Annotated in this window: 25 protein-coding genes and 1 pseudogene; 9 read left to right on the top strand and 17 right to left on the bottom strand. The window is 42.7% G+C overall.

The features are described 5' to 3' along the window. Positions 1–3: 3 nt before the first annotated feature. From mgtE to JOC37_RS08360, 3 genes are all read right to left on the bottom strand, one after another. On the bottom strand, positions 4–1362 hold the full coding sequence (mgtE, locus tag JOC37_RS08350) for a magnesium transporter (protein ID WP_204617938.1): 1359 nt from the start codon (positions 1360–1362) through the stop codon (positions 4–6). Positions 1363–1537: 175 nt separating this feature from the next. Beyond that, positions 1538–1750, bottom strand: a complete 213-nt coding sequence (locus JOC37_RS08355) for a copper ion binding protein (RefSeq protein ID WP_204617940.1) — start codon at positions 1748–1750, stop codon at positions 1538–1540. Between the two features lie 24 nt (positions 1751–1774). Continuing rightward, the gene (locus JOC37_RS08360) at positions 1775–4180 is read right to left on the bottom strand and encodes a heavy metal translocating P-type ATPase (RefSeq protein ID WP_204617942.1); all 2406 of its coding nucleotides are present in this window, start codon (positions 4178–4180) and stop codon (positions 1775–1777) included. Between the two features lie 208 nt (positions 4181–4388). Between JOC37_RS08360 and JOC37_RS08365 the strand changes: the two genes are divergently transcribed. Continuing rightward, positions 4389–4550: a hypothetical protein gene (locus JOC37_RS08365; RefSeq protein WP_204617943.1), complete on the top strand. Its 162-nt coding sequence runs from the start codon at positions 4389–4391 to the stop codon at positions 4548–4550. Positions 4551–4619: 69 nt separating this feature from the next. Here the strand turns inward: JOC37_RS08365 and JOC37_RS08370 are convergent, their stop codons facing one another. Next, positions 4620–5216, bottom strand: a complete 597-nt coding sequence (locus tag JOC37_RS08370) for a TatD family nuclease-associated radical SAM protein (RefSeq protein ID WP_207754958.1) — start codon at positions 5214–5216, stop codon at positions 4620–4622. Positions 5217–5313: 97 nt separating this feature from the next. On the opposite strand from JOC37_RS08370, the gene JOC37_RS08375 reads away from it, so the two are divergent. Next, on the top strand, positions 5314–5724 hold the full coding sequence (locus tag JOC37_RS08375; RefSeq protein ID WP_204617947.1) for a TIGR04086 family membrane protein: 411 nt from the start codon (positions 5314–5316) through the stop codon (positions 5722–5724). Positions 5725–5771: 47 nt separating this feature from the next. Here the strand turns inward: JOC37_RS08375 and JOC37_RS08380 are convergent, their stop codons facing one another. From JOC37_RS08380 to larE, 8 genes are all read right to left on the bottom strand, one after another. Next, a complete protein-coding gene (locus tag JOC37_RS08380) occupies positions 5772–6935 on the bottom strand; it encodes a two-component system sensor histidine kinase NtrB (protein ID WP_204617949.1) in 1164 nt (387 codons plus the stop codon). Positions 6936–7485: 550 nt separating this feature from the next. Then, on the bottom strand, positions 7486–7989 hold the full coding sequence (gene pssA, locus JOC37_RS08385) for a CDP-diacylglycerol--serine O-phosphatidyltransferase (RefSeq protein ID WP_204617950.1): 504 nt from the start codon (positions 7987–7989) through the stop codon (positions 7486–7488). Continuing rightward, positions 7979–8626 carry a phosphatidylserine decarboxylase family protein gene (locus JOC37_RS08390; RefSeq protein WP_204617952.1) on the bottom strand — a complete coding sequence of 216 codons (648 nt, stop codon included), beginning with the start codon at positions 8624–8626 and terminating at the stop codon, positions 7979–7981. The genes pssA and JOC37_RS08390 overlap by 11 nt, the downstream gene beginning before the upstream one ends. A 65-nt stretch (positions 8627–8691) precedes the next feature. After that, positions 8692–11496, bottom strand: a complete 2805-nt coding sequence (locus JOC37_RS08395) for a helicase C-terminal domain-containing protein (RefSeq protein WP_204617954.1) — start codon at positions 11494–11496, stop codon at positions 8692–8694. A gap of 87 nt (positions 11497–11583) precedes the next feature. Then, positions 11584–11955 carry a LapA family protein gene (locus tag JOC37_RS08400; RefSeq protein WP_204617955.1) on the bottom strand — a complete coding sequence of 124 codons (372 nt, stop codon included), beginning with the start codon at positions 11953–11955 and terminating at the stop codon, positions 11584–11586. Between the two features lie 37 nt (positions 11956–11992). Next, the gene (larC, locus tag JOC37_RS08405; RefSeq protein WP_204617957.1) at positions 11993–13201 is read right to left on the bottom strand and encodes a nickel pincer cofactor biosynthesis protein LarC; all 1209 of its coding nucleotides are present in this window, start codon (positions 13199–13201) and stop codon (positions 11993–11995) included. Further along, positions 13198–13956, bottom strand: coding sequence for a nickel pincer cofactor biosynthesis protein LarB (larB, locus tag JOC37_RS08410; RefSeq protein ID WP_204617959.1), 759 nt, complete (start codon positions 13954–13956; stop codon positions 13198–13200). Before larB ends, larC begins: the two co-directional genes overlap by 4 nt. Then, positions 13953–14768, bottom strand: coding sequence for an ATP-dependent sacrificial sulfur transferase LarE (gene larE, locus JOC37_RS08415; RefSeq protein ID WP_204617982.1), 816 nt, complete (start codon positions 14766–14768; stop codon positions 13953–13955). Before larE ends, larB begins: the two co-directional genes overlap by 4 nt. A gap of 67 nt (positions 14769–14835) precedes the next feature. Here larE and JOC37_RS08420 point away from each other — a divergent pair, with 67 nt between their 5' ends. Next, positions 14836–15603, top strand: a complete 768-nt coding sequence (locus JOC37_RS08420; protein WP_204617961.1) for a hypothetical protein — start codon at positions 14836–14838, stop codon at positions 15601–15603. Between the two features lie 54 nt (positions 15604–15657). Then, on the top strand, positions 15658–16533 hold the full coding sequence (locus JOC37_RS08425) for an NAD(P)/FAD-dependent oxidoreductase (RefSeq protein WP_420797286.1): 876 nt from the start codon (positions 15658–15660) through the stop codon (positions 16531–16533). 109 nt (positions 16534–16642) lie between these two features. On the opposite strand, the gene JOC37_RS08430 is transcribed toward JOC37_RS08425, so the two are convergent. Beyond that, positions 16643–17500, bottom strand: a complete 858-nt coding sequence (locus tag JOC37_RS08430) for a damage-control phosphatase ARMT1 family protein (protein WP_204617963.1) — start codon at positions 17498–17500, stop codon at positions 16643–16645. Positions 17501–18072: 572 nt separating this feature from the next. Next, entirely contained in the window at positions 18073–18594 is a 522-nt protein-coding gene (locus tag JOC37_RS08435; RefSeq protein WP_204617965.1) for a hypothetical protein, read from the bottom strand. 70 nt (positions 18595–18664) lie between these two features. On the opposite strand from JOC37_RS08435, the pseudogene JOC37_RS13270 reads away from it, so the two are divergent. Next, positions 18665–19029 (top strand): annotated as a pseudogene (locus JOC37_RS13270) (IS3 family transposase); the annotation flags it as partial. Positions 19030–19184: 155 nt separating this feature from the next. Here JOC37_RS13270 and JOC37_RS08450 read toward each other — a convergent pair. The 3 genes from JOC37_RS08450 to JOC37_RS08460 all read right to left on the bottom strand — a co-directional run bounded on the left by JOC37_RS08450 (position 19185) and on the right by JOC37_RS08460 (position 22266). Next, complete coding sequence (locus tag JOC37_RS08450) at positions 19185–19985, bottom strand: hypothetical protein (protein ID WP_204617966.1); 801 nt, start codon at positions 19983–19985, stop codon at positions 19185–19187. 173 nt (positions 19986–20158) lie between these two features. Then, on the bottom strand, positions 20159–21550 hold the full coding sequence (locus JOC37_RS08455) for a sensor histidine kinase (protein WP_204617969.1): 1392 nt from the start codon (positions 21548–21550) through the stop codon (positions 20159–20161). A gap of 5 nt (positions 21551–21555) precedes the next feature. After that, a complete protein-coding gene (locus JOC37_RS08460; RefSeq protein ID WP_204617971.1) occupies positions 21556–22266 on the bottom strand; it encodes a response regulator transcription factor in 711 nt (236 codons plus the stop codon). A gap of 170 nt (positions 22267–22436) precedes the next feature. On the opposite strand from JOC37_RS08460, the gene JOC37_RS08465 reads away from it, so the two are divergent. The 4 genes from JOC37_RS08465 to istA all read left to right on the top strand — a co-directional run. Then, the gene (locus JOC37_RS08465; protein ID WP_204617973.1) at positions 22437–23348 is read left to right on the top strand and encodes an ABC transporter ATP-binding protein; all 912 of its coding nucleotides are present in this window, start codon (positions 22437–22439) and stop codon (positions 23346–23348) included. Beyond that, complete coding sequence (locus tag JOC37_RS08470) at positions 23345–24097, top strand: ABC transporter permease (protein WP_238480834.1); 753 nt, start codon at positions 23345–23347, stop codon at positions 24095–24097. The genes JOC37_RS08465 and JOC37_RS08470 overlap by 4 nt, the downstream gene beginning before the upstream one ends. A 13-nt stretch (positions 24098–24110) precedes the next feature. Continuing rightward, on the top strand, positions 24111–24365 hold the full coding sequence (locus tag JOC37_RS08475; RefSeq protein ID WP_204617975.1) for an ABC transporter permease: 255 nt from the start codon (positions 24111–24113) through the stop codon (positions 24363–24365). A 135-nt stretch (positions 24366–24500) separates the two neighbouring features. Continuing rightward, the coding region (gene istA, locus JOC37_RS08480; RefSeq protein ID WP_204617977.1) for an IS21 family transposase at positions 24501–25685 on the top strand (1185 nt) is incomplete at its 3' end.

Genomic DNA, 25685 nt, shown 5'->3' on the forward strand with positions numbered 1-25685 from the left:
GCACTACATTAATTTGGAAATAAACATTGATGCCAGGCTGAAGTATATTGTTAAAGAAAAAATGTCATTCAATGTTGTAATTAAAGGGCCGGAGGCAACGGCGGGATCAATTTTAAAGCGATAAAGCAGCAGGGGAATAATTGTTCCGGCCAGTGTACCGATAATCAAAGTCATAAACAAAGAACACCCCACCACCAAACCGAGAACTGGGTTTCCCCGCCAGATATAAGCAATTACCGCAATCAGCACCCCACACACCATACCAATGATGGCACCGACGCCTATTTCCCTTAATATTAAGCGGGTTACCGTGTGGCGATCAATATCGTTAGACACCAGTCCCCGCACCACCACCGCCAGGGATTGTGTGCCGGTGTTGCCTGTCATTCCGGCAATCATGGGCATAAAAAACGCCAGGGACACCACTTTTTGCAGGGTATCCTCAAAACCGCTGATAATTCTTCCAGAAATGATGCCAATAAACAGCAGCAGTATCAGCCAGGGCAGGCGGCGCATGGAAGCGGTTAACGCCCCTGTCCTAAAGTCTATGGCCTTACCCGAGGCAGAAAACTTTTCTATATCTTCATTGGCCTCCTCTATTACCACATCAATAATGTCGTCAACGGTAACTATTCCCACCATGCGTTTCTGGTCATCTACCACCGGCACAGCAATAAAATCATACCTTTCAATTATCCTGGCCACTTCCTCCTGATCCATGTCAACGGGAACGTAAATTACCCGGCTGAACATAATATCCTCAATTTTATCCTCCGCATCGGCCAGCAGCAGGCCGCGATAAGATACAACACCAACCAGTTTTTTATTTTCATCCAGTACGTAAAGGTAGTATATATTTTCCGCAATTTTAGCAAAGGATTTCAGCTTGTCCACCGCTTCCCTGACGGTATAGTAGCTGCGAATCCACACGTATCTATTGGTCATAATGCCCCCCGCCGTGTCGGGGGGGTAATGCAGCATATTTTGCACCGTTTGAGATTCTTCTCGCTTCATCAGGTTAAGATATTCATCTTTTTTATTCACCGAAAGTTCACTAAGCAGATCTACCAAATCATCATTTTCCATCACATCCATCACGTGAGAAGATTTTTCTACTCCCAGTTTATGTAAAATGTCGATCTGCTTATCTTTTTCCAGCTCTTGAACTAACCTGGCGATCTGTACCGGCGTCAACAGCACAATAAATTTATACCGGTGCTTTTCCGGCAGGTTTATATACAGCTTGGCTATATCATAGGGCTGCAGCTCGTCAATAATATTCTGCAATTCACTTTTATTTTGTTCCTTTACGTATTTGATAACAAGCAGCAGTATTTGATTTTCCGTCATCTGATGAATCATACTTTCACCGCCCTGCATTACCGGTTTGTTAATTTAGTTTGTCCTGCAGAGCGGTAACTAGACAAATAATATTTGAAAAATTAAAAAGCACGGGAAGTATTAACTACTCCCTGTGCTTTTAAGCTGAAACACCTGTTTTTTTTTTAACGGTGCCGCTTTAGCGGCATGTTAAAAACTATACTACTTCGTATCCTTCCTCTTCAATGGCTTTAACAATATCATCCCTGGATGTTTGGCCCGGGTCATAGGTTACGGTAACATTTTTCTCTTCTAAATCAGCAACCGCCTTTTCCACCCCGGGCAGCGCGGTTAAAGCTTTTTCCACCGCAGCGGTGCAGTGACCGCAGGACATACCTTGAACGTTAATTTTTTCTTCAGTAACAGCCATGATAAGTACCTCCCGTTTTGAATTTTATTGTAATTTTACCTTCCTTAATCTTAAGGCATTGGATACCACGGAAACGGAACTAAAGGCCATGGCGGCACCGGCCAGGATGGGACTTAAGAACCCCAATGCCGCCACCGGAATTCCCACCGTATTGTAGACCAGGGCCCAAAAGAGGTTTTGCTTGATGTTGCGCATGGTGGCCCGGGATAATTTAATGCTGTTTACCACTCCCATTAAGTCGCCTCGGATCAGCGTTATGTCCGCTGCTTCCATAGCCACGTCAGTACCGGTACCAATGGCAAATCCCACATCAGCAGTGGCCAGTGCCGGAGCATCGTTTATACCGTCCCCCACCATGCCCACATGTTTACCCTGCTCTTTTAACTGTTTTATTTTTTCCGCTTTTTGATCCGGCAGCACCCCAGCCATTACATTGTTTATACCCACTTCTTTAGCAATTGCTTCAGCGGTGCGCCGGTTGTCCCCGGTAATCATCCATACTTCTATATTCATGTCCTGAAGTTTTTGAATGGCCTCCCGGGAATTTTCTTTTACCGTATCCGAAACGGCCACTATTCCCAGCGGTTGATTTTCCACCGCAACATACATGGCTGTTTTCCCTTGATTTTCTAAATCAAGGGCCTGTTCAACCAGTTCTGTTATATCAATTCCCTGTTCCGTTAACAATTTCTCCGTTCCTATTAGTACCTTCTTGTTCTGCACCTGTACCGATATCCCGTGACCGGGAATGGCCCGGAAATGAGCGGTATCATACAGCTGAATGTTCTGCTCTTCGGCAGCCCTGACAACGGCCCTGGCCAGCGGGTGCTCCGAGGGAGATTCCGCCGATGCCGCCAACCTCAGCAGCTCCTGCGCGCTGATACTGCCAGCGGTAATAATGTCTGTCAATGAAGGTTCACCCCTGGTGATGGTGCCTGTCTTGTCCAGTACCACGGTATCCAAGCGGTGGGCGTTTTCCAGGTGTTCGCCCCCTTTAATTAATATACCGTATTCCGCCCCCTTGCCGGTACCCACCATAATTGAAGTGGGTGTGGCCAACCCCAGCGCGCAGGGGCAGGCTATAACCAGCACCGCAGTAAAATTAATTAGTGCCCTGGTGAAATTACCGGCATCACCGAAGAAATACCACCCGAAAAAAGTCAGTACGGCAATACCCACAACGGTGGGTACAAAATAAGCTGAAATAACGTCCGCCATGCGCTGCACCGGTGCTTTGGAACCCTGGGCCTCCTCCACAATTTTTATTATTTGGGCCAGCGCGGTATCCCGTCCCACCTTGGTGGCTTTATACTTAAAAGTACCCAGCTTGTTTATTGTGGCACCAATAACTTCATCCCCCACGCTCTTATCCACCGGAACACTTTCCCCGGTAAGCATGGATTCATCCACTGTGGAATGACCTTCTTCCACCACACCGTCCACCGGAATCTTTTCTCCCGGTCTGACCACCAGTATATCACCCACAACTACTTCATCAATGGGCACTTCCTGTTCTCTGCCGTCGCGGATCACCCGGGCTGTTTTAGCCTTCAGTCCCATCAATTTGCGAATGGCCTCAGAGGTACGTCCCTTGGCCTGGGACTCCAGCATTTTCCCCAGCAGCACCAGCGTAATTATAATGGCCGCACTCTCATAGTATACCTCATGTATCCCCAACCGGGAGCCAAAGAAAGTTACCACCACACTGTACAGGTAAGCAGCACTGGTACCCAGTGCCACCAGCACGGACATGTTGGCACTGCCGCCTTTGATACTTTTATAAGCATCCCGGTAAAAATACCACCCGGGAATAAACTGTACCACCGAGGCAAAAACGAACTGCGCTTTGGGGTGAAAAATAACCAGCGGCATTAAACCGTGCAGTCTAAATACCATTACCAGCATATACAGGAAAAGCGGTGCAGAGAAAACAGCGGCAGTAATAAAATACAGCCGCTGGCGCTTTATTTCCTGCTGGCGTCGGGTCTTTTCCCGGTCTGCTCCTTCCCCATCATCAATATCTCCCGGTTTATAACCCAGCTGGCTGATTTTTCTTTTTATGTCTGCCGCCTCTAACTGGGCTGGACTGTATTCCACCATCGCTTTTTCCAGTGCCAGGTTAACCGCTGCATTAATTACACCGGGCATTTTATTCAAGCCCCTCTCCACCCGGGCGGAACAGGCAGCACAGCTCATCCCAGTTATCGTTAGCTGAATCTTGTTTAACTGTACACCAAACCCGATACTCTTAATTTTTTCTATAATCTCCCCGGGCTTGACTGCGCTTTCATCATATTCCACCACAGCCTTTTCCAGCGCCAGGTTAACCTGAGCCGAATGCACCCCGTCCATCTTAGCCAGCACCCTCTCCACCCGGGCGGAACAGGCAGCGCAGCTCATCCCGGTTACTTTTAGAGTTAGATTGCTCATATACTCCCCTCCATTATTGGGATTCCTACTTTATTCTATAACCAACTTTAACTCTGTATACAAAGTTATAGATAATGATATTCATTATCAATGTTTTACCAGTATTCTAGCACCTGCCATTTTTACTGTCAATATGTTTTAACTTTTTATCATGTTATCGCTTGAAGCCGGCCAAAATAACTGTAAATATTTCTAAGGAGGAGAAACTATGACCAAGAAAAAAAGAAAAATTGTGCATGGAGATCCTGCCAGGGGCAGTACCTGGGTACGTGAACCAACCGGCTCTGCCACCGCAGTAAATGTAGACGGCACAGAAGATCCCAACGATCGCACAAATCCGGGTAAGTTCAGTCATGAAAACAGTAAATAATAAAAGACACGCCCACTTCAAAAAACAGTAATGAAAACCCCGGCAGCCAATTTGCCGGGGAACAAACTTCTAGCCATTGCCGTAAAATTCCCGCACCCTAAACTCCACTTCCAGTTCTTCAGCTATTTTCCGGCAGGCCTCTATATCCACCCCCGGCCAGTTTACCACTGACAGCACCACTCTCGGTATATACTTTTTACACTGCCGGGCAAACTCCAACACCGCGCTGTAGGCTTCCTCGGGGGAATATTTTACAGGTTGACTCAGTTCCGCATAGGCACCAGCATTTTGAGCATTCAGGCTTATGGAAATCACATCCACCAGCCCCGCCAGTTCGGGCACCACGTTCCTTTGGTGAATTATATTTGCCTGGCCGTTGGTATTGATGCGAATTTGTTTTGCACCCAGTTTTTTAAATTCCGCCGCCGCTGCTATAACCAGTTCCAGTCTTATCAAAGGTTCCCCGTATCCGCAAAAAACCACCTCTTTATACCGGCCGGGATCTCCCACCGCTTCTAACAGTTCCTGCAGGTTGGGTTCACGGGAAAGCCAAAGATCATACCCCACACCTTCTTTGGTGCGGCGAATACAGAAAACACAATTATTGGTACAGCGATTGGTAATATTTAAGTACAATGATTGGCCTATTGTATAAGCTACTGTCATTTGTTTATCCACCTTAACTCTCCTTTGTACCATTATATTCATATTTTATCACAGAACCCCATATTGTTATATTAAAATTTATTGGGGGGTAAAATAAATGCGTTCACCAAAGAGGGAATCCAGTAACGGCCAGAATCCTTCCATCAGCTTTTCAGCCATTTACCAGGGTATACTGGTCTCCCTGGTTGTTTCCGCCGTTCTCAGCGTGCTGGCCGGCGCCATTTATTACTTAACCAGTATTTCTGAAAGCACTTTACCATGGACGGCCTCCGGTATATTATGTATCAGCATATTCACCGGCGGTGTCTTTGCTTCCCAACGGGTTGGGGCCAAAGGTTTATACCATGGATTGGGTATTGGCATCTTATATTTTATATTAATTTGGGTTGTGGCAGGATTTTTTTTACCCGGCCATGTATATTTAGCCGGTTTTGCCACTAAGTTTCTGCTCTCGGTAATGGCAGGCAGCGCCGGCGGAATACTGGGAGTTGGTTTAAGCACTAAGTAACTAATTTAACAGGCTCAAACTATTTGGGCCTATTTTTATTATTCTTTTCAGGAAGTCTTCTGCACCTGATTTATCACCGGCAAATAAACCGTAAAGGTACTGCCTTTATTCCTTTTACTCTTTACCGTAATATATCCACCATGTTTATTTACCACTTGATAGCACATTGTTAAACCCAGGCCAACGTTATCATTTTTACCGCTGTAAAAGGGATAAAATATTTTTTTCATGTCATCACCGGCTATCCCGGTTCCGTTATCTTTAAAGGTTATTTCAAATTCATTGGTTTGTTCATTGTAGGCTACATTGATAGTTAATACACCGCCGTTGGGCATGGCACCGATGGCATTAAGGGCCAAATTTAAAAAAACTTGCTTCATTTGGGTTACATCCATCACTGCCAGCGGCAAATTGGGCTGATAAATTCTCTCCATAGTAACGTTATTAAAAACCGCATCACTGTCAATCAACACCGAAACCTCATCCAGTACATTTTCTATCTGGGTAAAGGTTAGATTGGGTTTACTGGGCTGGGATAACAGCATCATCTCTTTAATTATTGAATTAATAATCTCTGTTTCTTTTAATGCTACCCTAATATGTTGATAAGCTGTTTTATCACCGGCAAAACGTTCAGCCAGCAGCTGAAGCAGTCCCCTGGTGGTGGTAAGGGGATTTTTAATCTCGTGGGCCACACCAGCGGCCAGTTCGCTGATCATCGAAATTTTTTCTGCCTGCTGCATTTGTTCATATACTTTTTTGCGCTCGGTAATATCATAAGCAATTAATACCGCCCCAATTATCCCGTCGTCTAAACCTGAAATTAATTCCGTATTGATTAGTAAAATTTTTTCTTCATCATCATTTAAGTAAAACTGGTATATATAATCTGTCAAAGGTTTTTTGCTGCTTAATGTCTCTAAAAGCAGTTGTATGGGACAGTTGTTTTTTTCATCCGGGGCTGATGGTGGACATTTGAGGCATTGAAAAACCCGCTTAGCTTCTGGGTTGCACATTATAATATCACCTGTACGCTCAACCACCATTACCGGCACGGGCAGTCTGCTGATAACCTGCTCCATAAGTATGTTTTTATTAACATTAAGCATTTTAAATAAATTAACTTCTATATTTTTCTTTTTCCATTCACTGTGTTTTGCAGAGATATAACAGCAAAAATCCAGGGGAAGCTTTTTTATTAACTTGTACAAAAAACCACAAGCCGCGGTCATTATTAATATGTTTATAAAACTGTAAATTAGGGCTGTGTTTTGCAAATATCCTTTCACCCAAAGAACAACGAAGCACATTATACTTATTAAGGCAGAAACAATACAGCAGTATAATAAAATATGTTTTAGATTTAGTCTTTTCAACACAACATACCTCCGCGCAGCAAAGCCTGCTTTAGTTTTGTTAAAATTCCGACTAACTGTTATTCAACAATAATTTACCAATTCCTGCCTTAATTTGGTAATTTTTTTGTCGAAAAAATACAGGGTGGTCAAAGACCACCCTGCCGAATGATAAGGTATATTTTTACTTGATTATTTTCATCAGCAGTGAACGTAAAAAACCGGGCAATTTTACATAATAAACGCGCAAGTCATATCACCCCTCCAGAGTTTTAGGTTACTTTATCTTATTATTGAGGGGTATGAAATGTGCATATGCATTTGAAAAAATTCTCACCTGCCCTGAAAAGGGACAGCACTTACCGCTTGCTGCTGAAAAACAAGAGTAAGGTTTACCGCATACCGGTTAAAATTTGGGCACTGATATTCTGCTGACCATTAAAAATGATAAACCAAGCATCAATACCAGCACCACTCCACCGTTTAAGTTCCTGTCCACCAGCATTAATAAAGCCATCAGCCCCCCGGCAACGGTAATGGGTACACCTTCGAATTTGCCGGAAAACGTTGTGGAATTAAAACGAGCCAGTCTTAGTGCACCGCACACCACAAAAATAATGGCTGCAGCCAGGCCGGGAATTCCCAGGGGCACCAGTGCCACCGCATAAGCTAATAAAGCCGGTGCCACACCAAAACTAACCAAATCCGCCAGGGAGTCCAATTCTTTGCCAAACAATGACGAAGCCTGCAGGCGCCTGGCTACCCTACCATCCATGCTGTCTAAAATTGTGGCCATCAACACCAACAGCGCTGCACCGGTGTAATTGTCCGCCATCAAAAATACCAGGGACAGCACACCGGCAGTAAGATTGACAGCCGTTATTAAATTAGGAATATATTTACTGCTCATCCGGGAGCCTCCCTATAACGGTTTCGCCACCCCGTACTTTATCTTTTTCCTTAACTAAAAGTTCTGTTTCCACAGGCAGATACAATTCCGTACAGGAACCAAATTTAATTAAACCAAATAACTCCCCCCGGCCAAGTTTATCTCCCACGTTGGCCCAGCAGACTATGCGCCGGGCTATAAAACCGGTTACCTGGGTTACCATAACTTTCCACCTGCCGGTGTTAATACCAATATAGCTTTTTTCATTTAATTCCGATGCATGTCCTTTAAATGCCGGCAGAAATTTTCCGGGGCGGTATGAGCGGTATTCCACTTTACCGGCCACCGGGGCTCGATTTAAATGTACATTAAAAATGGATAAGAATATGCTTACCCTTAAAGCTTTGCCCTTGATGTATTTATTTTCCTGTACTTCATTTATGGATAATATAACCCCGTCGGCAGGTGATGTCACTATATTCTCACCCTGGGGGATTCTCCGCTTGGGATTGCGAAAGAAAAATGCCACAAACAGAAATAACACGGCGGGAATAACGGATAAATACGGGTTAATTAAATAAAATATTACTCCCAGTGCGGCCAGCACTGCCAAGTACAGCCAACCGTCCTGGGCAATGGGATATACTTTTTTACTCATTTCTTTTAATATAAAGCCTCCTCAAATAATATCAATACCTACCTATTTTAGCATTAATAATAAAATCATTCTACTTTATAAAGCCAATTTTTTATGTTATTTAACATTTTAATCTTGTTTCCCCGCATGTGGCTGCTTACCGGAAGGGAGTTGAGAAACTTTTGACCGTACCTTTTATTTACTATCCGTTTATCCAGTATTATCACCGCCCCCCGGTCGTACCCCGTTCTAATCAGCCTGCCAAAGCCCTGCTTAAATTTAATTACCGCTTCCGGCAGGCTGAAATGGCGAAACCCGTCTTTATTTTCTTTAGCCAGCGCTTCCAGGCGTGCCTCTACCACCGGAACGTTGGGCGGCCAAAACGGCAGCTTTACCAGCACCACACAGGATAATGCCCGGCCGGGAATATCCAGGCCTTCCCAAAAACTGGCCGCACCAAACAGCACTGCCCGTTCACTTTCTTTAAATTCTTCCACCAGTCTTGTTCTTCCGCCATCTATGTCGTGGCCAAGGAGCAGTATATCCTGTTCTTCCAGCTGAGGTTTTAAACAATAGTACACCTTTTTTAAAACTTTATGCGCGGTAAAAAGCACCAGGGTACGGCCCCCTGAAACGGCTGCAATTTCACCGATCACCTCTGCTAAAGACTGTAAATATTCTTCCTCGGGTACTGTGCCGGGGGCGGGTAAATCGTTTAACACATACAACAGGCTCTGCCGGTCGTAGGCAAAGGGAGAATCTACCCGCAGCGTTTTTAGTTTATCAGGTTTTAGTAAATTAAGTCCACTGCGCTCTATAAAATGATCAAAGGAACCATCCACCGTCAGTGTAGCCGAGGTAAATATCACACAATTCTTCTCGCTGTACAGTGTGCTGTGCAGCAACTCCCCCACTTTAACCGGTACTGCGTGAATGGATATATGACCCGCTCCTTCTTCATTTACCTCGCCCTCTATCCAGTGCACCGTAATATCACTGTTACAATCACAGGTAAATGATATATCAGCCGCCAGTACTAATCCTGCTTCTGCCACCAACGCAGCTTCCCTGGCCACTTCACTTTCCCCGTCAATCATCTGACCTTCTATTTCTGCAGCCGTCTTTTGCAGGTGTTCAGACAGGGAATTGATACGCTGCACCAGGTTTTCAATTTCCACCTGCATAGATGAAAAATCGGTACCTTTTTTCAGCCGCACAGTGCACCTGGTTTGCTCAGGGTTCTGTTTTTTGGCAGCCAGGAAATGGGAAATACCGGCAAAAAATATTTCCGCCGCTTCCCGCACTTTATATTGTAATTCTTTTAAACCGGCCATATTTTCCAGCCACTGTCCCTGCTCCCCGGGTGCAGGCAGCTCTGCCAGCCTGGCGGTGATTTTGGAAACCCTGGTCAACCAGCGCGCTACCCCCGCCCTATTCACCTCTGTACCCAGGTGTTTGGTGGCAGCGTCTTCCAAATGGTGTGCTTCGTCTATTACCAGCACTTTATAAGCAGGTAATACCCTGCTTTCCACCGCAATGTCTGAAAAAACCAGTGAATGATTGGCAATTATTATATCCGCTTGTTCCGCCCGGCGCTTGAGCCGGTTAACAAAGCACATTCTACGAAAGTAACGGCATTTTTTGCCCAAACAACCATCGCTTTCGGCACAAACATTCTTCCACAGTTCAAAATCATCACCGTAGAAATTCAGCTCACTTCTATCCCCGGTATCTGTTAGCGTAAGCCATACTAATATACGGGCGTAGAAACCCGCTTCTTTGGAATTGATATTTTTATCCCCCAGGGCTGCATACCAGCGGCGCAGGCAGAGAAAGTTACTGCGCCCCTTAACCAGGCAGGCTTTAAAATTCATACCGGAAAGGGACTGCAGCAGCGGTACATCCTTATGGCACAATTGTTCCTGCAGGTTTATGGTATGGGTGGACAGCACCACCTTTTGCCTGTTTTTTTTCGCCCACAGGACAGAGGGTAAAAGATAGGCCATGCTTTTACCGGTACCGGTACCGGCCTCTGACAGCAGGTAATGCCCATTGTTCAAAGACCGGGTAACCGCCCTGGCCATGGCCAGCTGCTGGGGGCGGTATTCATAATTTTTTATTACTTTACTCAGCAGCCCATCCTGGCCTAAATAACTGCTCACTTCATTTTCATCTACGGGCTGGAAGCCGTCTTCCCCCTGCCGGTTCCTGTATTGGAAAACCAGCTCTTCTTTCGGCGGCCGCAAACCGGTGATGGTGGCTATCCTGCGGTTGGAAAATTCCTTTGCCTTTCTCTGCCCCACCTGCTGTATTACGGTAAACCAGGGAGAATGGGATTTTTCTAACAGAGTTATTAAGTCCAGCAGCAGGGGAATTTCAAACATGGACAAACGGTGCACCAGTTCCACCGCCAAAAATGCCGCTCCCCGGGCATCTTCCAGTGCCCGGTGCTTTACCGGCAGATCAACTGCGCACAATTTACAAAGGGTTTCCAGCCGGTGGTTAGCGGCATTGGGCAAAACTATGCGGGCCAATTCCACCGTATCGTAAATAACATTATTAATGGGATTGGCCAACGACCTACCCATGGCTGCAGAAATGAAATTTCTGTCAAACTGAACATTATGACCGAGGAGGGGATTATCGCCAATGAACTCTATTACTTCAGGCAAAATTTCTTCTATACCCGGGGCTTCAAGCAGCATTTCATCAGTAATTCCGGTTAACCTCTTTACTTTCACAGGTAATCTCATTCCCGGGTTAACCAGGGAATGATAAGATGCAGTTTCCACCCCATCCACCAGCTTCACCATTCCCACTTCAATTATCTTGTCCTTTTGCGGGTCGGTTCCGGTGGTTTCCAGATCTAAAGCCACATAAGTTCCATACAAAATTCATACACCCACTGTTTCTAAAATTAATACGGTTAGTACTTACTTGCACCCAAACAAGTTTGCTGCCAATTGTGTATCCCGGGCTTAGTTTGGCAGCTGCTGATCCACAGGCGCTTCCTTCTTATTTGTACTGCCGGTATCGCCGCTTTCAGGCCGCTGTTTTTGACCTTCCTCCAGCTGTATTTTCCCGGCATTAAATTTCTCCAGTTCACTGGCCAGCCGCTGGTTTTGGGCAGTTAGTTCACGTATTTTCATCATTGTACGCAGCTGCCTGGGCAAACCAAATAAAATGGTAATCAACGAGCCTCCGGCCACACTGCTTAAAATCACCAGCACCAGTGAAATATCGGAAAAGCGCCAGCCTAAAAATTTAATATCCACCGCTGTGGCGTTTTGTACGGCAAAAACAGCAACTGCCAGGGCAAATACCAGGCCTAACACCACATAAAACTGCATTGCGTCACCCCTAAATTAAAAGAAAGAAATTAATATATTAAATTCGCCTTTTGTTGGCAAATTCCTCTATCGCTGTATTATATATAAGTTTTACCGGCACACCGTTTAATTTGGCTGCTTGCAGACAATCCTCATACTCGGGAGCAATGTTTAAAATTTTATCCTGCTGCCGGGCCACCTTTACCCTCACCGTACCGTAACGGGTTTTTACCGGCACCAATTCTCTCTCCAGCATCCTGCGTTTGGCGGTATAACTGCGGTAGCCGATGGTGGTAGTTTCCTCCAGCAGTATTTGCCCCAAACGCTGCTCCAAACCCGGTGGTGCTATCAGGTGCAGTACCGTTCCGGGACGCCCCTTTTTCATTAGCACCGGAGATATATATACATCCAACGCACCGCTGTCCAGCAGCCGCTGGACAGCGGCGCTGTAAAATTCCGGGTTCATGTCATCTATATTGGCCTCAATCACCTGTACGGTGTCTGTATCATTTTCACTGCTAAAACTGCTTTTCAGTTCGCCTATATGCACCCGCAGCAGGTTGGGGATGGGTAATTCCCGTTCCCCACTGCCATAGCCCACAGCAGAGGTAACCATCTCGGGCATTGGTTCAAATTGTGTACAAACGGTGGTCAATATTGCTGCCCCGGTGGGGGTTACCATTTCCTCTTGAATATCTCCATGGCGGCAGGGTACCCCTTGCAACAGCTCCACGGTGGCCGGGGCAGGCACCGGGATGATGCCGTGGGCACAATGTACAAAACCGGTACCGGTGGTAAGGGGGGACGATATCACCTTTTCAACTCCCAGTTTGTACAGCCCCACCGCGGCACCGACTATGTCAATAATGGCGTCCAGCGCTCCCACTTCATGAAAGTGTATCTGGTCAACGGTGGTGTCGTGGACTTTCGCCTCGGCCGCCGCCAGTCTCTCAAATATTTTCAGCGCCGTTTCTTTCACCGGTTGATCCAACGTGCTGCCATTAATTATCTGCCGGATGTGATGCAAATTGCGGTGGTGATGATGGTGATGTTCGTAATCATGATGATGGTGTTCCACGTGTACAATAAATTTTGTACCGGTTATCCCGTGCTTCTTTACTTTTTTTGCTTCCACCCGCCAGCCATCAAGGTTAAGTTTGTTTAATTCCGCTTTTAATTCTTCTAGGGACAAGCCGGCATCCAGCAGTGCTCCCACTATCATATCGCCGGCAATCCCGGAAAAACAATCAAAATAAGCTGCTTTCATTGTTCAACCTCTCCCAATTTATTTATTAGTGATGCTGTGTAACCAGCACCGAAACCGTTATCAATATTAACAACCGTTACCCCGGCACAACAACTGTTCAGCATAGCCAAAAGAGCGGCTAAACCATTAAAAGCGGCCCCGTAACCAACGCTGGTGGGCACCGCCACCACCGGCTTATCCACCAGACCGCCCACCACACTGGGCAGTGCTCCCTCCATGCCGGCCACCACCACCAGCACCCGGGCCTTTTCCAAAAGACTCCAGTTCATCAACAGGCGGTGCAGCCCGGCCACTCCCACATCATACAACCGTTCCACTTTATTGCCCATTACTTCTGCCGTGACGGCTGCTTCTTCAGCCACCGGCAGGTCAGATGTTCCGGCACAAACCACTAGAATGCTGCCCACCTGTTTTTGTTCCCCCTGGTACAGCGCAATAACGCCGGGCAGGTGGTAGTATTTAGCCTGGGGTATAACCTTTTTAACTGACGCATACATCTCCGCGCTGGCCCTGGTGGCCAGTACATTGCTGCCGCCGGCAGCCAGGCTTTGAAAAATTGCCGTAACCTGCTCCACAGTTTTTCCCGCACAATAAATAACTTCAGGAAACCCCCGGCGCAGCCCCCGGTGATGATCTATCTTGGCAAATCCCAGTTCTTTGTAGGGCATATCTTTAATTAGTGCCAAAGCCTCATCTATACCTGTTTCACCGTTTTTTACCTGCTGCAGCAGTGTTTTCAACTGTTCTCTGTTCATTTTTCACCATCCCGATTCTGATTAATGGCTTTGTTCATACTGCCGCTGCTAAAACCATTTAAATCCACAGTAACATAAGTATAACCGATGGCTTCAAAATGCCGGCAGATATATTCCTTGTTACTAATTAACTCAGCCACCTGCTGCGGCAGCACTTCAATGCGGGCTATATCACCGTGATCCCGCACCCGCACCTGGGTAAATCCCAAGTTGAGCAGTAATTCTTCCGCCTCGGCAATGCGCTGCAGACGCCGGGGAGTAATTGGCTGGCCGTAGGGTATCCTGGTGGCCAGGCAGGACTGGGACGGCGCATTCCAGGTGGGCAGCCCCCACATTTTAGATATCTGCCGCACTTCCGCCTTGGTTAAACCGGCCTGCTGCAGCGGGCTTTTGACATCCAGCCGGCGCACCGCCATCATACCGGGACGATGGTCAGTATTGTCGTCCAAGTTTGACCCTTCCGCCACCACTTGATACCCTTTATCCCGGGCAATTTTTTTTAACCTGCTCAGCCGTAAATATTTGCAGTGATAACAGCGGTCAGGGTTATTGCGTATAAAAGGCCGGTAATCAAGTTCATCACTTTTTACCACCAGGTGCTTTACACCAAGCGCTGCCGCCACCTTGACAGCTCGCTGCAGTTCCCTGCGGGTAAAGGTCTCAGATATTAAAGTTACCGCCAGCACTTTATCCCCCAGTGCTCTTTGGGCCGCTGCCAGCAGCAGGGCACTGTCTGCTCCACCGGAGTAGGCTACCAGTATACTCCGGTATGAAGATAAAATCTGTTTTAATTTATCAATTTTATTGTTAATCTACATCACCACTTTCCTAATTATTATCATACACTTTTTGCCAGGTTAAAAAAAGGAGAAACGTTATTTGATATGGTATACTACTCTGAAAAAGGTTGGTGAAAAAATGATTAAATATTACACAGTCGAAGAAACACAAAGGTCTTTAGCTTATATCGAAGAACTGGTGGGCCAGGGTTGGATGGAAAAATGGGTACATAACATTAGGGATAATCACGGCAGAATGCATCATAACAACATCCCACCACTGGCGGTACGCTGGCTTAAGGCCAGTGATGAAATTGGTTATGCACAGCTTACCGGCTGTCTTAACCCTTCTGAAGAAACATTAAGGTTGGCAAATTTAGGAGAAAACTTATATACCTTAAGAAACACACCGGGTTTTAGGGAACAAATCCCCCTTATTAAAGGTGATATTAATATTTTTCGCCGCCTTTGTTACCGGCTGAGCGTAGCCGCAGATTACGCAGGGCAAAAAATTAAAGTTATTTTACAAAACGGCACGGAAAAACATGATTTGCTGGTACAGGCTGAAGAGAAAAAAACGGTTGTTACCACCGCCCCGCTGATTCAAAACATCAACGAGATTGCTGCCGTTACTGCAGCAGCATTGAAAAGTGCCCTCTCCAAGCTGCCAAACAGCAGGGGCATGGTATATTTAGACCTGCCCCTTCCGGCTGCATTTTCGCCCCAGAAACTGCTGCAGCAGGTTAAAGAACAGCTGCAGATAAACGTTGAAGTGCCGGACAGTACACAGGTTGTACTTTCCACCACCTTTGCGGAAAAAAATGGTGCCCAAATGGGACTGCGCAGGGTTTGGTACGAATGGAATTAAAAGAATAACTTTTTTACTCCTCCAGCATACTATTATTACTTGGAGGTGTAAATTGTGAACGAAACAAACTATGAAATAGCAATTATCGGTTGCGGTCCTGCCGGGTTATCTGCCGCGATTAACACCAAAGTACGGGGAAAAAAGCTGGTTTTACTGGGCTCTGAGTTTTGTACCCCTAAACTGCATAAAGCCCCCCACGTTAACAATTACCTGGGATTTCACAGCATCGGCGGCGAGGAATTAAGGCAAAAATTTTTAGGACATGTAAAAGCCATGGGAATTGAAATACTTCGCAGCCGGGTAACGGGCATAATACCGCAGGACGATGGTTTTGCCATCCAGGCCAGGGATAAGATATTTTACGCCCGGGCAGTGGTGCTGGCCACCGGTGTCAGTGTGGCCAAGCTGCTGCCGGGAGAAGAAGAAAAATTGGGATTAGGTGTAAGCTACTGTGCCACCTGTGACGGCGGGTTGTATAGAAACCGCACCGTGGCAGTGCTGGCTTATTCCCCAGAAGGAATTGAAGAGGCCAACTACCTGGCAGGTATCTGCCGGAAGGTTTATCTCTTGCCCCTCTGCAAAGGCAGCCAAGAAATGCGTTCTAAAATTCATGAGCAGGTAGAAGTTATTGCCGATCAAAAACCCCTATCTATTGAAGGGGATAATTTGGTTTCTGCTTTAAAATTATCCCACCGCACGCTGGAAGTGGAAGGCGTATTTATCATCCGCGATGCCGTACTGCCGGACAAGCTGGTTCCCGGGCTGGAAATAGAAAACGGGGCCGTCAAAATAAACCGCGACCTGTCTACCAATATACCGGGGTTGTACGCCGCCGGCGATAACACCGGCCAGCCTTATCAACTGGCCAAAGCAGTGGGAGAAGGTCAGGTGGCGGCACTAAATGCGGTAAAATACATAGACAACAAATAATCCCCAGCACGTACAGACCCGGCTTTGGCAAAAAAGAGCATCTTAAAAAATGCAGATAACATGTTTTTTAAGATGCTCTTTTATTTTTTAAAAAAGCCCGGCCGCTTCCTTACCTCGTAAAAAACACAACATCACCCAAATCTGCTCCTGCCACCTGGCTTACACCTTCACACTTTATTTTAAGCAGAAAGAAAATGCGATCTTTTGCCAGCTCTTCCTGTTCCAGAGATTCAAAATTAGCCTGTCCCTTTGAAATGACAAGATTTGTATCAGCCAACAGTTCCCTCACTTGTTTTGATATTTTATTGAGAGGCATACCGAGATAGCTGGACCCGGTGGTTATAACTTCTGCCACCCTATCCATTCCTACGTAAACAGCATCTTCCATAGTGGAATCATTTAATACCGGGCCGCCTTTAACAACGTATATCACCCTTTTCCCCATACCTACCAGTTCTTCCACCAGCACTTTATCAAATACTATTTCCCCCGCATTGTCCCCCAAAATGAGTATTTCGTTAACTTTCTCCAGCTTATCAATAAACTTATCATAATCGTCTTTGGAGAAGCCAACTTTTAAACTGTATTTTAAACTGGCATCTATATCAAAACTTCTGTTTATTCCCAGGTCAATCACATTTCCCGCTACAGACATTTTAAGGGCATCATAAAGCCTGTCCTCGGATTCCTTTAAGCGGTCCTTTAATTTCGGGTACAACTCCAGAGCCAGGTCATTTGAATATTTCTTTATTTTTTTATAAGGATCATCGCTGCCAATTTGCTTATATACTTTCATCAGTATTTCTGTTGAATTTTCCGCCGGGGTCCTGTTTCGATCCATAGTCTTTATGTCATCCATCAGGCGGTATAAAATCTCATGCTGCCTGTCTTCATCCACCCCGGCCATGTTCATACATGTCACCGCCTGTTTGAGATAACAATGTATACAATCTATATACGCTTTCATACTGCCCCCCCATTTCAGTATCAACCACTAAATTGAGTTTAAATCCCTTTGTATATTAAGAAAAGCCTTCCAAAATACGGAAGACTTTTTCCACACGGGTAAGCGGGAGAAAAATTGAACTTCCAACCTCTTGCGTGTCAAAGCAAACTTAAATTCCCGGTAAGCCTTGCTGTTATATTATAACACAAAATCAAACTCACCGAACCCATAAGCCAACTTATTATTTTTCAAGCGCTTAAGGTTTACCAGCCCACCACTACTATTGATATATATCCACGCATGGTCTGGATGTAAAAAAAGTTAAGTAATTTTGCCGCCAAACTGAGAGAATTCCAGGACGAATACAATAAAAAACACATAGCAAGCAGCTTTACTACAATCAAAGAACCCAGGAAAGTGAACAATGATGAGCTTCCCCCGAAAAAATAGGCACAACAAAATTTATCGTGTCCATCAAACCGGGGGAAGGGCGATACCTCTCCTGGGTTTAGCTCTTTCATTGGATTCCAACTTTGAAGCATCTATGGCAGCATATTCGTTATTATCAATAACGTTAAGTCCCCGAAGCTTTTCTACAAGGCTTTAGTAGATTCAATATAGAAATAAATTCCAGAGTTCTTATCAATAATATCAGGCTTTACAATTCCTTTTGGTGTTTTGATAGAAATATTTTGATCTTTTGTGATTCCTGTATAAACTGTAAAACTCTTTCCCGATTGTGTTTTAGTGTCCCAGTTTATTTCAGGGGAATAAGCTTCATTATCATTTTTCTTCACGAGAATATCTTGATCAACTTTGTACCAAGCATACTGTCCATTTTTTTCACTTATACTTGCGATTCCCAATCCTAATCCGTCTGGTAAGTTTTTCTTATAAAAAATAAATGTTTCTCCATTTTTTTTGATTTTTCCTATGACATTTTCTTTTGTAATTTTTTCTTCTTTCATACCGTAATCAATTGCAATATTTTCAGTTTTAAACCATTTCAAGCTATCAATGCGATCATTTGTCGATCCAGAACAGCCTGTAACAATATACAAAATCATTAATAAGGTTAGAATTAGTTTCATAAAATCTGGGCAAGAATACCCCATCCATAACACATTGGCGTTCAGTGGGAAAAGAATTGCCCCTTCCTCCTTTAATATTAGAAATAGCTAGAAAAGGATAACCAGGGCCCTAAAGAAAAAAGGCATTGCCTGCAGCAAAAACCGCGCAGCCCGCTTGATGCGTGATAACGGCATTACCGGCAAGACAAAGAGAAAATACAAAGCTACAACAAATTCAAAACATAATTATCCATTTGCTGAAAATCTGATTAATCAAAACTTTAATATTGACCGCCCCAATCAAATTTGGGCAGCCGACAATACCGACGGATGAAGGCTGGCTTTACCTTGCAGCCATAGAGGATCTATTCCGCTGTCTTTGAATATATTGAGTTTTTTTACAATCGCATAAGACTGCATTCCTCTTTGGGATATATGTCCTCACTAGAATACGAGCAGGCTTTTAAAGCAGCTGTCTGATTAATTATATGCTTTTAGGCGAGCCTTTGAGGGTTATCCAATACAAATCATAATGATTTATTTCCTTAAAATTTAATAAACATTGTTAAGAAATTCTATGAAAACAGGGAAAAACACGACGTTTGTTGTGTCTATTTTTTCGGGGGGAAGCTCAATTATAGATCTTTATGGGTGATAGCTTTTAATTTAAACGATTCGGTTTTCCCATTCCAGTGAATATCTATAGTGTAAGTGTCTTCTTCTCTTGGAAGTGATCCATTACCACTAAAGTAACCTCCAGAAACATCATCTTGATTCAAAGTTTGCCCCGTACCAGCGGAACCGTCGCTACATTTATAATCAAAGGTAGTGACACTTTCATTATTACCTTTATAAGTAAGTACTGTTTTTTTGGTATGATAACTATCATAATATATGTTTTCGTCTTCTAAATAGTATTCGTAGTATTTAACTGTAATGTTAGCTTTCCAGTGTTCTCCCTCGCCGGCAAAAACTAATTTCTTTGTATCATGTAATTTTTCAAAAATGATTTTAGTTATATTGTTATAACCAAGAACATGAAATTCATGAACGTTTTCCGCAGCTAATGCTAGCACTATATTTTTAACCTTAAAGTAAGGCGGAGAGAACACATCAAAATTTTGAAATTGAAGTTTATTATCATGTAAATAGTTACTACATTCCTTCGCTTTAGCGAAGGAATTAAAGACATATACAAGTAGGTACTGGTTGTTTAGTGCAGTTGATTGATAAATTAGTGGCTTAACTTCATTTATTGTGAGATGACTTGGTACTTCCTTATCGCTCTTAATTAATTTAACCCCTTCTTGTTTAAATACGTTTAGTACTTGTTCCGGAGTCACGTAACTGTCGGATTTACCACCTTTACCATTACATGCAGTAACAGTAATTAAAATTATAAGGAAAAGTGCTATTAGATAATACCTGATTTTCATATTATCCCTCCTCTTCTATATTGTCATTTTTTGTTCATTTTTACTTGACGGTTACAGCCCCAGGATATTCGCGATTTACTCTTACAAACTCTTTTACATTAAACCTTTCATTTGTTTATCTATGTCATTTCATAAAGCTATTACTTGTCCTTCATAGTTCATAATATATTACCTCACTGTTGTATAAATACTTGTGGAAGTTGGATAATTGCCTTCATTCCTTTTCCTATTTCACTTTCCAGCACAAGTTGACCATGATGTGCTTGGCAAATTCGTGCAACCATTGGCAGCCCCAGCCCATGTCCATTATGAACGAGGCGTTTTCTACTTGATGAATATGGAAGCTCTATTAAATCAGAAAGTTCATTACGCGGCACACCTTTTCCATTGTCAGATACAATAAAACAGCATGTTTGGTTATCTGAAGAAAGACATGTTTTTAATAAAATTTTGCACCCATTTGGATTATGTGTAATACTATTTTGCACTAAATTATTTATAGCCCTAAGAAGCAATTTTTCATCAGCCTTTACTTTGATATTCTCATCAGGAATATCTAAAGTAATCGTAAATCTTTCATCCAACCCATTGTTAAGAAACTCCGAAGCAACCTGCCTTGCAAGCATAGACAAACGAATAGATTTTAAGTTTAACGGCTGCATTTCATATTCCAGCATAGATACAAGGTTCAAGTCACTGACAAGGGAACGGAGTTTTTGAGCCTGCTGCCGGATAATCCCAGCCTGTTGTCTCTGCTCTACAGGCACAGTCATATTTTCCTCCAATTCACTAGCATAACCAAGCACCATCGAAAGTGGGGTACGTATATCATGTGAAATGCCTGCTATCCAGTTAGAACGTGCTTTATCCCTTGCCCTGAGTGCAGCATTTTTTTCTTGCAGCATATCCGAAGTATGATTAATGCTTTCGGCGAGGTCACTGAAAATGCCTTTTACTTCAACATAAGTAGGTTCTTCATTTGAAAGAGCATGTACCCCAGCAATAAGAGGCCTTACAGATTTTATAAGCCTTGTGCCTATTAAAATTGATAAAAATAAAGCCAATGCAATATTTCCTATAAACAAAGTAACTGTCCTCATTGGCAGAGAACTTATCCAACTAACAGGAAAATAAAATTGATATTTAGCATAATTTTCTTTGGGATAACCAATAACAACAAGTCCGTCATTATGCTCCCAAACAAAAACCGGATAATCCATTAGATAGTTTCGTGAAAACTTCGCTGCTTCAATCAGGGTATAAGAAAGTGGAATTTCTTCAGGTAATTTGTAATTCCATCTCACTTTTCCAGTGCTATCTATAAGCATTGCCCATGCGTGTTCTTGCTCTAACAAATTTTTAGCAGACTCACCCAAAACATAGTTTGAGTCCTTACGTTCAAGCTCTAACACTACATTTCTGAGTACATTTTTCGGAGACTGCTCCCCGTACATTCCGTTGAACACAACGGAACCCAGCATAATAAGATTGAATATAAATAGGAAAATGCATATTAAAATTGTCACACCTATAAACCGACGTAAAATACGCGTAATGCCATCCATATTTATTATTCCTTTTTCACCATTAACTTATATCCTAATCCTCTTACAGTAAGAAGACTTTTAGGTTTAGATGGATTCATCTCAATTTTTTCCCGTATCCGTCTAATATGCACCATCAAACTATTTTCATAACCATAATAATCCCCGCCCCATACTGCTTCACATAAAGCATCGCTAGTAACAATACGTCCCCTATTTTCATACAACTTCAAAAGAAGCGCATGCTCTTTCGCTGTTAATGGCTGTTCTCCTCTATTACTACGTACTACAGCGCTTTCTAAATCGATAGTACACCCTTCCACCATGAAAACTGGCAGCTGCTGCGTCACTGTAGTAGTATAAACACGTTTGAGTATAGCCGTAAGTCGAAGAATAAGCTCTCGCGGCAAAAAAGGCTTAACAATATAATCATCCGCGCCCAGTCCAAGACCTAATAAACGATCTTGATCCTCCCCTTTTGCTGTTAGAAAAAATATCGGCATTTGAGAAAACTGTCGTATGGATGAAAGCAGCGTAAAACCATCGCCATCTGGAAGCATAACATCAAGAATTGCAATTTGCGGCTTAATTGAATGACAAATTTTCAAAGTCTCCTCACAGTTTGCAGCAAGATATATACGAAAAAAACCTTCTTTTCGTAAAAAACCCTCTATCATTTTTCTGATTTCAGGCTCATCGTCCACAATAAGTATTTTTTTATTTTTTATATTTTCCATTTTCAACCACCAATTCTATTATACATAAAAATTATAACATTTTTATTAAATTTCCGTATTTAGCATAAATTTAAGGTTACCGTAAGGTTCGCTTTAGATTCAAGAAAGGTGAAGATGCTATGATGATGCTGCATTAATTGCACGAAAAATATATTGGAGTTGAAATCTGAATGAATACAATTGTATCAACACACAACTTGTCTAAATATTTCAATGGCATTTGTAGAGTTAATGAAGTTAATCTGACAGTATACAAAGGGGATATTTACGGATTTCTCGGTCCTAATGGAGCAGGAAAATCCACTACCCTTAAAATGCTGTTAGGACTGGTTAAACCCACAAAGGGAGATGTAATAATTTTTGGTAAGAAATTCAATAAAAACCGTCAGTCAATTTTAAGTCAAACAGGTTCACTTATTGAGTCCCCATCCTATTATGGACATTTAACAGGGTTGGAAAATATGCGTATCCTCCAACGCCTACGCAATGTATCAAATAAAAAGGTACAGGAAGCTTTACATATTGTCCGATTGGAAAAACAACAAAACAAACAAGTAAAGCACTATTCACTAGGTATGAAGCAGCGGCTTGGTATCGCAATGGCTTTAATCAATTTTCCCAAACTTTTAATACTTGATGAGCCAACCAACGGACTCGACCCTAACGGTATTAGAGAAATCAGGGAACTGATCAAATCATTACCACAGCGTTATGGTACCACTGTTTTAATTTCTACTCATCTTTTATCAGAAATTGAACAAATGGCTACCTCTGTAGGCATTATAAATGATGGAAAGCTTTTATTCCAAGGTGATATAAACTTACTGAAGGCAAAAAGCAAATCTTATATTTCCATAAAAACACAGAATAATAAGCTAGCTAAAAAAATATTACTTGCAGAAGGGTATGAACTTAAGCAAAACAATGATCGTTTAATTTTTGAAAATCTACCAGATGCACATATAGCATATTTAAATAAACTTCTTATAGGACAGGGTATTGATGTTATTCGTATTGAGGAACATAGAAAAAGTTTAGAAGATATTTTCCTTGAACTTACAGGAAGGGAGCGATCTCTTTGATTAAAGCTGTAACCTTAGAATTTTTCAAACTACGTCGCAAAAAGATATTTCTAATGATTACCTTATTTTTAGGCTTCGAAATATTATGGGCTTTTATGTCCGTCAGTATTTCTTTGTCTCGTAATCCCAATAGTCCTGTTTGGGAATCTATACTTACAACCACAGCTTCTATGAATGGATTATTTTTACCTATAATATGTGCTATTGTAAGTTCTCGTATCTGCGACATGGAGAATAAAGGTAATACTTGGAAATTGCTGATATCCTCAAACATGAACCGTAAATCTATATACGCATCCAAATATCTATGTTCTTGTACACTACTATTATATGGCATTGTTTTACAAGCCTTTGCTATAACAGTTTTTGGTATTGTGAAAAGTTCTACCGGAATGTTACCCCTATCTCTAATAACACGCTTTATTGGAGGCGCTATGCTAGCTTCTATGATCATACTTGCATTACAGCAATGGATAACACTAGCTATTAAGAACCAAGCTTTTGCTTTATGTTTTGGAATGATTGGTGGTTTTCTAGGAATGACCGCCTATTTTTTCCCTGAGACCGTACGACGAATTATTATTTGGTCTTACTATACTGAACTATGCCCTATTAAATATCATGTTACGAATGGGTCGCTTGAATTTATTAAGCAAAATCCCGGAATAGGTATGCTAACTACAGCTTTTTTATTGGTTATATTTTTTTATATGTCGGGAAACTATCACTTTTCCCGACAAGAAGTTTGAAGGAGGAATTGATATGTTTAAAAAAAGTATTTCGGCTGAATGGTTAAAGCTGCGTCATTCCCGTATCTGGCTTGTGCTTATTACCCTCCCCATTATAAGTGTATTACTGGGGAGCATTAATTACCATTTTAATCAAGGTGTATTACAAAATGAATGGTACAGCCTTTGGACGCAGGTAAGCCTATTTTACGGAGAATTTTTTCTTCCCATTCTTATTGCCATATGTTGTGCCTATATCTGCAGAATTGAGCTGTTTATGGCAGAATAAAAATGTAAGGTTTGGCAGCCAATTTATGTAGGTCAATTACTAGAACAAGAAAGTAAAAACCACTTGTCAACATCCCCTAACCCAAATTACACTTCCTGTATGCGAGCAAAAAGTGTACAGGGGGTTTAAAAGGAGATGTTACAAGTGGCTGAAATAAATTATATCAGGTTTTTAGCAAACAAAAAAGACCACAGCTATGCTGATATTAGCAGGCAAGTCAAAAGAGATCCCAGGACAGTTAAAAAGTACGTAGAGAAAGAAAATTGGAGTCCTAAGAAAAGACCAAAAGAGCAGAGAAAAGCACCGGTAATGGATCCGGTGAAACCTTTAATTGATAAATGGCTGGCTGAAGATATGAAAAAGAACAAGAAGTACCGCCGCACTGCTAAAAGAATATATGATATGCTTTGTGAAGATCATGGTTTCAAAGGTTCTTATCGCAGTGTTAGAGCCTATGTCAGCAAGAAAAAGAAAGAGTTACTTCAGGATAAAGATTGCTCATTACCGTTAGAATCTAAGCCAGGCACAGCACAGGTTGATTTTGGTGAAACACCATTTAAATACAAAGGAGGAACTGTTAAACTATCTTACTTGGTTCTTTCTTTTCCGTACAGCAATTCCTTTTACTTTCAAGTATTTAAGGGACAGAACAAAGAGTGCTTTATGGAGGGGTTAAAGAGAATATTCCACTACATAGGTGGTGTGCCAAAGACAATTCGCTTTGATAACCTATCTCCAGCAGTAGTAAAAATACTACCTAATGGTGAGCGGAAACTTACCGAAGAATTTTACCACTTTGCTTTTCATTACGGCTTTGAATATGAGTTTAGTAACCCAGGTAGGGGAAATGAAAAAGGCCATGTTGAAGCAATGGTTAAGTATATACGAAATAATTTTTTGCTACCAGAGCCTTGTATTAATAACTTAGAAAAGTACAATCAAACTTTGTGGCAGCTAGCAGAAGATGATAGGCATCGATTCCATTACAAAAAGGATAAATTGATTACCAATCTCTTTGAAGAAGATAAAGAACAATTATTAATGCTGCCAGCCAAAGAATATGAAGTTTGCCACTACCAATGGGCAAAAGCTGATAAATATGGCAAAGTAACTGTTGATAAAAAAATCTATTCCACCTCCCCACGCTTTGCCAGAAGCAAAGTGCTGGTAAAAGTAACTTTTAATACAGTGGAAGTTCTTGATGAGAATTACCAGACTGTAGTGTCACATGAACGGCTTTATGGTAGAGAAAAAGAATCCATGCAGTGGCAGCCATATCTGATGTTAATGGCAAAAAGACCAATGGCAATGAAGTATACT

The organism is Desulforadius tongensis (assembly GCF_016907915.1).
GTDB lineage: Bacteria > Bacillota > Desulfotomaculia > Desulfotomaculales > Desulfohalotomaculaceae > Desulforadius > Desulforadius tongensis.